General features: G+C 63.3%; 9 protein-coding genes. 3 read left to right on the plus strand and 6 right to left on the minus strand.

What is annotated here, in order from left to right; translation table 11 throughout:
- Positions 1-44: 44 nt before the first annotated feature.
- Both AC0IYH_RS17200 and AC0IYH_RS17205 read right to left on the minus strand, forming a co-directional pair.
- Entirely contained in the window at positions 45-1,910 is a 1,866-nt protein-coding gene (locus AC0IYH_RS17200) for a phytase (protein ID WP_471835336.1), read from the minus strand.
- Positions 1,911-1,992: 82 nt separating this feature from the next.
- Positions 1,993-4,506, minus strand: a complete 2,514-nt coding sequence (locus AC0IYH_RS17205; RefSeq protein ID WP_471835338.1) for a TonB-dependent receptor — start codon at positions 4,504-4,506, stop codon at positions 1,993-1,995.
- Positions 4,507-4,888: 382 nt separating this feature from the next.
- On the opposite strand from AC0IYH_RS17205, the gene AC0IYH_RS17210 reads away from it, so the two are divergent.
- Entirely contained in the window at positions 4,889-5,803 is a 915-nt protein-coding gene (locus AC0IYH_RS17210) for a GGDEF domain-containing protein (protein WP_471835340.1), read from the plus strand.
- Position 5,804: 1 nt separating this feature from the next.
- Positions 5,805-6,842 carry an AraC family transcriptional regulator gene (locus AC0IYH_RS17215; RefSeq protein WP_116628919.1) on the plus strand — a complete coding sequence of 346 codons (1,038 nt, stop codon included), beginning with the start codon at positions 5,805-5,807 and terminating at the stop codon, positions 6,840-6,842.
- Here AC0IYH_RS17215 and AC0IYH_RS17220 read toward each other — a convergent pair.
- From AC0IYH_RS17220 to AC0IYH_RS17235, 4 genes are all read right to left on the minus strand, one after another.
- A complete protein-coding gene (locus AC0IYH_RS17220) occupies positions 6,829-7,710 on the minus strand; it encodes a LysR family transcriptional regulator (RefSeq protein WP_471835342.1) in 882 nt (293 codons plus the stop codon). The genes AC0IYH_RS17215 and AC0IYH_RS17220 overlap by 14 nt on opposite strands.
- Before the next feature lie 179 nt (positions 7,711-7,889).
- Positions 7,890-8,510: an isochorismate family cysteine hydrolase YcaC gene (ycaC, locus tag AC0IYH_RS17225; RefSeq protein ID WP_116628917.1), complete on the minus strand. Its 621-nt coding sequence runs from the start codon at positions 8,508-8,510 to the stop codon at positions 7,890-7,892.
- A gap of 28 nt (positions 8,511-8,538) precedes the next feature.
- A complete protein-coding gene (locus AC0IYH_RS17230) occupies positions 8,539-10,377 on the minus strand; it encodes an amidohydrolase (protein ID WP_116628916.1) in 1,839 nt (612 codons plus the stop codon).
- Positions 10,374-10,964, minus strand: coding sequence for an antibiotic biosynthesis monooxygenase (locus AC0IYH_RS17235; RefSeq protein ID WP_471835345.1), 591 nt, complete (start codon positions 10,962-10,964; stop codon positions 10,374-10,376). The genes AC0IYH_RS17230 and AC0IYH_RS17235 overlap by 4 nt, the downstream gene beginning before the upstream one ends.
- A 232-nt stretch (positions 10,965-11,196) precedes the next feature.
- Between AC0IYH_RS17235 and AC0IYH_RS17240 the strand changes: the two genes are divergently transcribed.
- Positions 11,197-11,387: hypothetical protein (locus AC0IYH_RS17240; protein WP_471835347.1), on the plus strand; the 191-nt coding region annotated here is incomplete at its 3' end.

Here is an 11,387-nt window from a genome sequence, read left to right on the forward strand (position 1 = left end):
GAACCTCCTATTCGATTAAAAAGTAATGACCGGGTGATGACGGCTCAGGGCAATTTCAGTGCGCGGGTCACCTCGGCCCACGGCACGAACTTGAAGTTCTGGGTTTGCTCGGGCATGCGCTTGCGCCCGTCCTGTACCACCAGCATGCCCTGGCTCCACGGCCCGCCGAGGTTGATGGCGGTGACTTCGAGACCATCGGTTTCCGAGGCGCCATCGATGCCGGCGGCGGCGTTCAAGCCAACACGGAAGGCGCCATGCACGGCAAACGGCGGCTCGGCATCCACCACCAGGTAGCTGTCGTTGCCCTGGCTGGAGATCACCAGGTAGTCGCGTTTGTCGCTCTGGTACAGCGCCAGGCCCTCGACGTCCGCATGCAACTGCGGACCGACCTTGATCACGCTGGTGAGCGTGGCCGGCTGGTCGGCGCGGGCATCCAGCGCCCACACGCCCACGTCTTCCTCGCCGAGAAACAGGCGCTGGCGCTGGTCGTCGGCCACGCAGCCTTCGGGCTGGGTGTCGACCTTGAACTGGCGCACCAACTCGCCGTGCACACGGCCGTCCGGCGCGCTGAGGCGGTATTGCAGGAAAGTGCCGTCCTTGCCGTTGGCGATGGCGTAGATCTCACCGCTGGCCGGCTGGAACAGACAGATGCCGTAGATTTCCTTGAGCGGCGTGGGCACTTCACCGGCTTCACGCAGCTCGCCGGTCTGGCGGTCGATGCTGAACAGGCTGAGGCTGTTGTGGTCGCGATTGCTCGCCACCGCCAGGTCGACGGTGTGCTGGCCGAGCTTGAAGTTGGGGCGCACGTCGACATTGTTGAGGCGCCCTACCGCCAGCTCCTGCAACAGCTTGCCGTCGAGGTCGTAAGCCAGCAGGCCCTGTTTTTTGTTGGTGCCGAGCACGCGGCTGTTGGCCGGGGTTTGCGGGTGAATCCAGATCGCCGGGTCATCTGCCGCATCGCCCTGGCGGCCCACTGGCTCGGTTTGGCGCACGGCGGCGACTTGCGCCAGCACCGGTTCGACGGCGACCGGCTTGGCCTGCCAGTCGAGTTTGGCCTGGTAGAGCTTGCCGGTATCGTCGTCGCGGACCAGCACCTGCCGGCCCTGGATCGTCAGTTGCTCAGGCTCTTTCAAACCGGGCAGCGTCAGGCTCGATTGCTCGACCCAGCGCTCGCCGGTCTGCTGAAACAGGTGCAATTGTGCGGTCTTGGGATCCAGCGCAACCACGCCGCCCGGTACCAGCGCCATGGCCCCGGCTTCGCGCTTGGGGTTGTCGAACAGCGCCACCGGCGCGCGTTTCACCTCGGCTTCCGGGTGCGCCGGGTAGGCCCACCAGCCGACGTTTTCTTCATTCACCACCAATTGCTGCGTGGTGTCATCCACCTGGCAGAACTGCGCCGACGGCGGCAATGGCATGCCGCGTACGCGCTGGGGTTCACTCAATAACGTGGCGCCATTGCCCACCAGCCATTGTTCGCCCTTGCCCTCTTCGCCCACCAGGAACACAAACAGGTTGGCCGCCGCGTCGCGGTACAGGCACAGGCCGTTCACCGGGTAGTCGCGGGTTGGCAGGTACAAGGGTTTGCCGAAGGTTTTTTTGCCGGTATCCAGGCTGATCAGCAGGGCCTGTTGGCGGTCGTTATCGAGGCTGGCGACCAGCACCTGGGAGCCGGCGGCGCGGGTATCGAGGCTGCTGAAATTGCCGTTGAAACGCGCCAGTTCGGTGCCTTTGCTGTCGAGCAACTGCAGGCCGTCGCGGGTGCTCGCGGCCAGGCGTTGGTTGCCGACGGGCAGGAAGGCCACGGCCTCGGCGTTCAAGGATGGCGCCCAGGGAGCCAAGGCCAGGTCGGCGGCGAAGGCATTGCCGCCGGTAGCCAGGGCGATCAGCAAATACAGCTTGGAAATTCTCATGTACGCACAAATCCTTCGAATACGCTGAAGATCCAAATGTGGGAGGGGCAAGCCCCCTCCCACATTTGAACCGGGGTGTGGGTTAGAAATGGGTGAAGGTCAGGCCCAGCTTGTAGGTGGGGCCGTACTCTTCGTATTGGCCGTTGTAGCTGCGGTGGCCGGTGTAGACGAAGTACGACTCATCCGTCAGGTTCTGCGCCTCGAAGCTGACTTGCAGGTTCTTGGTCAGCGAGTAACGCGCGCTGAAGTCGACGAAGGTCTGCGCGTCGACGTGCAGGTCGTGGGCCTTGTCATTGATCGAGGCCAGCTCATACAGGTAGGCAGACTTGTAGTTGGCCGACAGGCGCAGGCTGAGCTTGTCGTCTTCCCAGCCGAGCATCAGGTTGCCGACGGTGTCCGACTGGTTGGGCAGGCTGATATTGCGTTTGCGGTTCGTGCCACTGGCCGCGTCGAAGCCTTCGATGTCCGCACTGGAGCGGCTGAAGGTGCTGTTGGCGCCGATCAGCAGGCCGTTCCACGGCGCGGGCAGCCAGTCGAATTTCTGCGAGTAGGCCAGTTCCAGGCCATACAGCTTGGCGCTGTCGCCATTGGCGAAGGTGTGCGCCTCGGCGAAATTGGTCCAGGCGCCGGTACCGGCTAGGTCAGTGTTGTAGACGAAGTTCTTGATGTCTTTGTAGAACACGAACGCCGACACCGTACCGGCGTGGCCCATGAAGTGTTCGATGCCCAGGTCCAGGTTGCTCGACTCCAGGGGCTTGAGATCCGGATTGCCGAAAGTGGCTTCGTCATCGTCAATCACAAAGCCCGGCGCCAGTTGGCCGAAGGTCGGGCGCACTACGGATTTGGTCCACGCTGCGCGCAACTGGGTGTTCTTGTCGATTGTGTAGCGCGCATGCAGGCCCGGCAGCCAGTGATGATATTGGCGCTTGGTCTCGGTGGCACTGAACACACCGTCGGTGGCGCCGGTGCCCTTGGCCTCGAACTCGGTGCCCTCGTAGCGCAGGCCGGCAATGAAGCGCCAGTCGTCGATATCGATCGTGTTCATCAAGTAGCCGGCGTTGATGTCTTCGCGGATGGTGAAGTCGTTGACCCGCGATTCGGCCTCGTTATAGAAGTCTGCCGGGTTGAGGTTGCCGATCAAATCCTTGATTGCGCCTGGGCTGATACCGGGGCCGAAGTTGCCCAGGCGATAGTCGACGCTGCCCTTGCGGAACTGGCTGAGGTTGAGTTGCTCGGGAGTGAACCCGAGGGTGTCGAAGTCCTCGTAGGACCAGACTTCGAGGTCGTTGTCCTTGTTGCGGCGGCTGACCTTGCCGCCGAATTTGACCTGGGAGGCGTAGCCGCTGAGGTCGTAATCACGGGCCAGGTCCAGGCGCAGGTTTTTCTCGGTGTCTTTAGTGTTCTGTTTTTCCCAGTCGACTTTTTCCAGGGTGAAGTTGTTGGGGTCGTAGAAGCCTGGGCCGACGATTGGGCGGGGTTTGCCGTTGTCGTAGAAACCGCTGTCGGCAAAGTCGCCGCCGTCGAACGTGGCCCCGGCGATATGCCCCGGGCTGTCTTCGCTGGACTGGCTGTAGCCGGCCTGGCCGCTCAGGGTCCAGAGACCGAGCATGCGTTCGCCGCCGAACACGTAGGACTGGATTTCCTGGGTTTCCTCGCGGTTCTTCAGCTTGCGTTTGGCTTCGGCGTCGCCCAGTTCACCGGCGGCTTGCGGGTCGGCGAATTCGAGGCTGGTGGAGTTGCGGGTTTCGGTGTCGGTGTAGCGGCTGTAGAGGGTGCGCAGGTAGTAGCTGCTGAGGTCATCGGGCTTGTAGTCGAAGTTCAGGCCGCCACCGGCGCGTTCGCGGCTGATGTCGTAGTCGCGCTGTTCGAATTCGTTGAGTTTGGCGCCGTCGGTGAAGTCCCAGGCGCCACCGGTTTCGACGTTGTCCGAGCCGAAGTCGCGCTTCTGCCAACTGAGGGCAGCAGCCACGCCGAAGTTGTCGATGCCGTCGCCGAGGCTGAAGCGGTTGCTGGCGGCGCCGGAGAATTTGGGGCTGGTCTGGCGGGTATTTTTGTCGTAGCTGGCTTCGGTGCTGCCGGTGTAGAACAGGCCTTTGTGGTCGAAGGCCGACAGGCTTTTCACGTCGACGGTGCCGCCGAGGGAGTTGGCGTCCATGTCCGGGGTGAGGGTCTTGATCACCGACAGCGACTGCACCAGCTCCGAGGGCAGCACGTCGAGAGCCACGGCGCGGCGTTCGCTTTCCGGGCTGGGCACCAGGGTGCCGTTGATGGTCACGCTGTTCAGATCCGGGCCCAGGCCGCGCACGCTGACAAAGCGCCCTTCGCCCTGGTCGCGCTCCACGCTGATGCCGGGCAAACGTTGCACCGCTTCGGCGACGTTTTCGTCCGGTAACTGCGCCACGCCGTCGGCATGCACCACGCTCTTGATGCTGTCGGAGCGGCGCTGCTCCTTGAGCGCCTGGTCGATGGCAGCCGCCTGGCCCACGACTTCCACATGCTCGGTATTGGCCACCTCGGCCGCATTGAGTCGCTCGCTGGCCATCGCCAGGGCCAAGGCAGTAAGCGTAAAGCTGACGAGCCCGGTGCGCTTGTACATGCAATCCTCCCCAAAGAATCCGTTGGCGCCAGGCAAGGGGCCCGGCAACTGGGAGGGCACGCTAGGGGTGGGGGATGACGGTTCTGTGACAAGGGTTGGCGGCAAGGCCCGTAAACCGGGACTTTCACCGCGTTCTCGAGCTGAAATGAGCTGATATGACCTGTGGAGATCAACTGTGGGAGGGGGCTTGCCCCCGATGGCTGTGGGTCAGCGGGTAAATCTGTTGACTGACACACTGCTATCGGGGGCAAGCCCCCTCCCACATTTTTGATGTTTATTGTCAGTGAGCTGAGCTGATTCGACCCTCCCCCACCGTCACGCAACCGTCACATCCATCTGCTGTGCTGGCGCCCATCGCTTATTTGCCCAAGGACTCGCGGCCATGTTTTGCGTGCTCAAACCCCACCGCTGGAAACTCGCCCTGTTACTCATCGCCGCCAATGCCGGGCTGATCCTGCACCTGGCCTGCGGCGAACTCAAAAGCTTCAGCGAATGGGTGTGGCTGGACATCTTCGGCGAAGGCGGCTCCGCCCTGCTCGCCCTGGTGTGGCTGGGCCTGGTGCTGAAAAGCCGCCCCGCCGGGCGCGTCACCAACTACCTGGCGCTGGGCCTGTCGTGCATCTTTTTTTCCTGGTGGATCGACAGTCTCGACGAATTTATCCGCCTGCCCGACAGCATCACCTGGGACCACTGGCTGGAGTCCGGGCCGATGCCGGTGGGCATGGTCCTGCTGACCATCGGCATCTACCACTGGCACCGCGAGCAGCTGGCGATCAGCGCGCAAATGGAAAAACGCGAGCGGCTGTTCCGCGAGCATCGGCTGTTCGACAAACTCACGCCGCTGGCCGGCGCCGACTACCTCAAGCGCCAGTTGGCCGACAGCCTGCACGACAGCCGCGAGCAACAGCAGCCGCTGTCGCTGCTGGCCCTGGATCTGGACAACTTCGCCGCCATCAACCAGGCCTACGGGCATGCCGAGGGCGACGCGGTGCTCCAGGCCCTCAGCCATTTGCTGCTGCTCAACCTGCGCCGCCAGGATTTGCTGTGCCGCCTGGCCGGCGACCGCTTTGTGGTGTTGCTGCCCAACACCGGCGAGCGCCAGGCCCAGGTCCTTGCGCTGGAGTTGCAGCAAGCCGTACGCGGCCTGGCCCATAAAACCCGACAACAGGGCGAGCGTCTGCAACTGGCCGCCACCACCGCCGTGGTGATGGCCCTGGACGAGCCGCCCCACGACTTGCTCAAGCGCCTCAACCTGGCGCTGGCCAGGGCCAAGCAACCGCTTGCGAAAAGCGCCTGAGATGGCGCTTAAAACCAGTTGGTATGAGGCCGATACACGCTTCATCCCCGGGCACTACCAACCCGCCACGTTGATCGACCTGGCCTTGTCTCGCGACATCGACAGCCATCGCCTGCTGCGCGGCACCGGGCTGTTCCACGAAGACATCCTGGCTGGCAACGCGCGGTTGAGCCCGCAGCAATTCCTGGGCTTGATCGGCAACAGCCGCAAATTGCTCGACGCCGACGACAGTAGCTTTCTGTTCGGCCAACGCCTGCTGCCCGGCTACTACGGCGCGGCCAGCCACGCCCTGGGCCATGCGCAAAACTTGCATCAGGCGCTGGACATCCTGATCGAGCAACAGGTGCTGCTCAGCCCGCTGGTGACCCTGCAACTGGAGCTGGATGAGCACCACGCCTACCTCTACTGGCTGGACAGCTGCGGCGCCGGCGAGCACTGGCGCTTCTTGCTGGAAGCGAGCATGACCTCGCTGATTGCCATGAGCCAATGGCTCAGCGGTGAGCGCCTGCCATGGGTGTGCAGTTTCAGCCATGCCGAGCCGCGTTATGTCGAGCAGTATTGGGTGCACCTGGGCGAAGACACGCGCTTTGAACGGCCCCTGGACATGATGAGTATTCCCCGCGAATACCTGACCCGCGCCTGGCCCGGCGCCTCGGCCACGGCCGGCCAGGTCGCACGCCGCCAGGCTCGCGAGCAGATCGACCAACTGGGGTTCACCGGCAGCTTTCTTGACTGCCTCCACGACTATCTACGCGACCACGTCCGCCAGCCGCCGAGCCTCGAGCAGGCGGCCCAGGCCTTTTCCATGAGCCCGGCGACCCTCAAGCGCAAGCTGCACAAGCACGACACCGGTTTTCAGCAACAGGTCGACCGGGTGCGCAAGCAAGTGGCGCTGCACCTGTATCAGGTCAAGGGTTACAGCAATGAAGAAGTGGCGGCGTACCTGAACTTCAACGATGCGGCCAACTTCCGGCGCTCGTTCAAACGCTGGACCGGCAGCACGCCGAACCTGATCCGTCAGCTGTTCAACAGCCGCTAGCCAGTTGCTCGCGCAAGAACTCCACCAGCGCCTGCACCGGCCGTGAGCTTTGCCGGTGCTGGGGATACACCGCCGACAGCGTCAGGTCTTCGGGGGCGAATTCATCCAGGATGCTGACCAGGCGCCCATCCTTCAACGCCTCGCCGACGATAAAGGTCGGCAAATAAGTGACGCCCAACCCGGCAATCGCAGTATCGCGCAGCAAATCGCCGTTGTTGACGCGCATGCGCCCGCACACGTTCAGCGCCTGCAGCTTGCCCTTGAAACGCCATTGCACCTGGCGGCCATGGCCGTAGGGCAGGCAGTCGTGTTCGGCGAGGTCATCGGGTTTTTGCGGGGTGCCGCGCCGGGCCAGGTAGTCGGGGCTGGCGCAGTACGCGCGCGGGATGCTGGCGATGCGGCGGGCAATCAGGGTGGAGTCTTCCAGGGTGCCGATGCGCAGCACCAGGTCGTAGCCTTCGCCGATCAAGTCCACGGGGCGGTCGCTGAGGTCGACTTCCACCGCGACCTGCGGATGGCGCTGTAGAAACAAAGGCAGCAGGCAGCCCAAGTGGGCCATGGCAAACGACAACGGCGCGCTGAGGCGAATGGTGCCGCGCGGTTCGCTGTTCTGGCCGGCGATGCCCTGCTCCACTTGCTCGACTTCACTGAGCAGGCGCAAGGCCGATTCGTAGTAACTCTGGCCCAGGGGCGTGACGTCCAGGCGCCGCGTGGAGCGGTTGAGCAGGCGCACGCCCAAGCGGTCTTCCAGCTGGATCAGGCGGCGGCTGACGAACTGCTTGGACAGGCCCAACTGCTCGGCGGCGGCGGTAAAGCTGCCGGACTCCATGACCTGGCAGAACAGGCGCATGTCTTCAAAGGGGTTCATTGTCGCGTCTCGGTGGACAGTTTGGGGGTTTATAACCGGATGGTCGCAACACTACAAATCAAATGTGGGAGGGGGCTTGCTCCCGATAGCGGTGCATCAGTCAACAATACTGAGACTGACACACTGTCATCGGGGGCAAGCCCCCTCCCACATGGATTACCTACAGCCTGCGGGGCAGCTTATTTGGCGGTGAATGCCGAGTAGCTGTTCATCAGGTTGCGGTAGTTGGGGATGCGCGGCGACAGCAGGTTGGCCAGGCCTTCCATGTCGTTGCGCCAGTCCACTTGCAGCTCGCAGGCCACGGAGAACCAGTTCACCAGTTGTGCACCGGCGGCGGTCATGCGTGCCCAGGCAGCCTGTTGCACGGTTTCGTTGAAGGTGCCGGAAGCATCGGTGACCACGAACACCTCGAAGCCTTCAGCCAGGGCGCACAGGGTTGGGAACGCCACGCACACATCCGTCACCACGCCGGCAATGATGATCTGCTTGCGGCCGGTGGCCTTGACGGCCTTGACGAAGTCTTCGTTGTCCCAGGCGTTGATCTGGCCAGGGCGGGCGATGTACGGCGCGTCCGGGAACAGGGCTTTCAGCTCTGGCACCAGCGGGCCGTTGGGGCCGCTTTCGAAGCTGGTGGTGAGGATGGTCGGCAGGTTGAAGAACTTGGCCACGTCGGCCAGGGCCAGCACGTTGTTCTTGAACTCGTTGGGGGAGAAATCCTGCACCAGCGAGATCAAGCCGGTCTGGTGATCGACCAGCAGCACAACGGCGTCATCTTTGTTCAAGCGCGAGTAAGTAGTCATGGGTTAACTCCTGTGGGGGTTTGGGAAATCAGAACGCAAAGCACGAACAGCCAAACGCACCCCAGAAACCCTGGAAGTCGCTGACGGGCACGCTGGAAAGCCGTGCTTTTTCGTGGCTGTGGGAATGCACGCCGCACGGGCCGCTGCACTGGTGAACCTGCGCTTGCAGCGGCGATGTCGGACGCCAGTGACCCGGCACCTTGACCACCGGCGACCAGTCCGGCAGCACCGGCACGCGTGGCGGGGCGAAGTCTTCGAAGTCGCCGGCGCCGTACACCACCTTGCCGCCGACTACGGTGAGTACCGATTCGATCCACTTGATGGCTTCTTCATCGACGCTGAAAAAGTCCGCCGACAGCGCAGCAACGTCCGCCAATTGGCCGACCTTGATCTGGCCCTTCTTGCCCTGCTCGGACGAGAACCAGGCGCTGCCATGGGTGAACAGCTCCAGCGCGGTGAGGCGCGGCAGGCCTTCGGCGTGCAGCTCCAGGCCACCGACGGTGCGGCCGCTGACCATCCAGTACAGCGAAGTCCACGGGTTGTAGCTCGACACCCGCGTGGCATCGGTGCCCGCGCCGACCGGCACGCCTTCGGCGAGCATGCGCTTGATCGGCGGCGTGGCTTCGGCCGCCTTGGCGCCATAGCGCTCGACGAAGTACTCGCCCTGGAACGCCATGCGGTCCTGGATCGCAATGCCGCCGCCGAGGGCGCGCACACGTTCGATGTTTTTCGGCGTGATGGTTTCGGCGTGGTCGAAGAACCACGGCAGGCCATTGAACGGGATATCGCGGTTGACCTTCTCGAACACGTCGAGCATGCGCGAGATGGACTCGTCATAGGTGGCGTGCAAGCGGAACGGCCAGCGCTGCTCCACCAGATGGCGCACCACCGGCTCCAGCTCCTGCTCCATGGTCAGCGGCAGGTCCGGGCGCGGCTCGAGGAAGTCTTCGAAGTCGGCGGCCGAGAACACCAGCATCTCGCCGGCGCCGTTGTGGCGCAGGTAGTCGTCGCCCTGGTGCAGGGTGACGCTGCCGGTCCAGTTCTTGAAGTCGCTGAGCTCTTCCTTGGGCTTCTGGGTGAACAGGTTGTAGGCGATGCGCACCGTCAGCTGTTCGTCCTTGGCCAGTTGCTCGATCACCGCGTAGTCGTCGGGGTAATTCTGGAAACCACCACCGGCGTCGATGGCGCTGGTGAGGCCGAGGCGATTGAGTTCACGCATGAACTGGCGGGTCGAGTTGACCTGGTATTCCAGCGGCAGTTTCGGGCCTTTGGCGAGGGTCGAATACAGGATCATCGCGTTGGGGCGTGCCACCAGCATGCCGGTGGGGTTGCCGTTGCTGTCACGCACGATCTCGCCGCCCGGCGGGTTCGGCGTGTCCTTGGTGTAGCCAGCCACACGCAGGGCGGCGCGGTTGAGCAAGGCGCGGTCGTACAGGTGCAATACGAACACCGGCGTGTCCGGCGCGGCCTGGTTGAGTTCTTCCAGGGTCGGCATGCGTTTTTCGGCGAACTGGAATTCGTTCCAGCCACCGACCACGCGTACCCATTGCGGCGTGGGGGTGCGGTCGGCCTGGTCCTTGAGCATGCGCAGTGCATCGGCCAGGGACGGCACGCCTTCCCAGCGCAGTTCGAGGTTGTAGTTCAGCCCGCCACGGATCAGGTGCAGGTGCGAGTCGTTGAGGCCGGGGATTACGGTGCGGCCCTTGAGGTCGATGACCTGGGTGCCGCTGCCGCGCAGGGCCATGGCTTCACCGTCGGTGCCGACGGCCACGAAGCGCCCCTGGCTGATGGCGACGGCGGTTGCGCGCGGGTTTTCACGGTCCACAGTGTGGAATTGGCCATTGAACAGAATCAGATCGGCGTTCATAGGGTTTCCTTTACAGAGGCTTCAAGCCAGGGAGCGAACAGGCGGGTAGCCGCCGGCATCAGCAGGTAGACCACCAGCAACACGATGGTCACGGTGACCAGGAAGGTGGCGACCACGTAATTGGACAGGAACGGGTGCAGGCGCAGGATCGGGCCCCACACGATGGGCACCAGCAGGGTCAGCGGCAGGATCACAAACAGGGTGACCACCGCCTGCTTCCAGCGCGGCGGCTTGGCGGCGTTTTCGGTGTCGGGGTTGAACCAGAACTCGTTGACCGCGCCGACTTCGGTGTTGTCGCCGTCGGCCAGCATGGGGGTGGCTTCGGTGATCAGGGTTTTACGCTCGGGGGAGTCGAGCCAGGTTTCCAGATCATCGGTGGAGCGGTAGCGCAATATGCAGGTGAACAGCGCCAGGCCGGCCTGTTTGCTGCGGACCACGTCGACCCCGAGGTGGCCGGGGCGCTCGCCGGCGATCCGCACGATGCGGCGCAGCCAGGCTTCGTAGTCGGCTTCGCGGCCTTGTTTGATCAGGTGTTTGACCACCAGGGTGACGACTTCGTCGGGCCCTGTCTTGGGTGCTGGGTCCATGGGGTGCCCCTCTGCCTTGAGTTTTAGCGATGAGGGCAGTTTGCAGGGGATGGGGGTGGGAAAATTGGATGTACGTGCTGTTTGGGGCTGAGTACATATCCGTTGTTTGGGTAACGGCTGCCTATGGTTCCGCCCTTACGGCGGCTCACTTTGGAAAAGCCCCAAAGTAAGCAAAGGGCTCTTGCCCCAACACTCGGCACGTCGCTTAGGCTCGGTGTGCCCGAACGAAGGCGTGTTTAACGGGGCGCCTGAGATCAAGATCAAAAGCGCAGATCAAAAGACCGCTGACTTCGTCAGCGAAACGGATGTAAGGGCCAGATCAAAAACAGAGCAAAGCCAGATTGATATCTATCTGAGGTATGGAGATCCAAATGTGGGAGGGGGCTTGCCCCCGATGGCAGTGGGTCAGCTGCAGATTTATCA

It is taken from the genome of Pseudomonas sp. AC463, assembly GCF_979253585.1.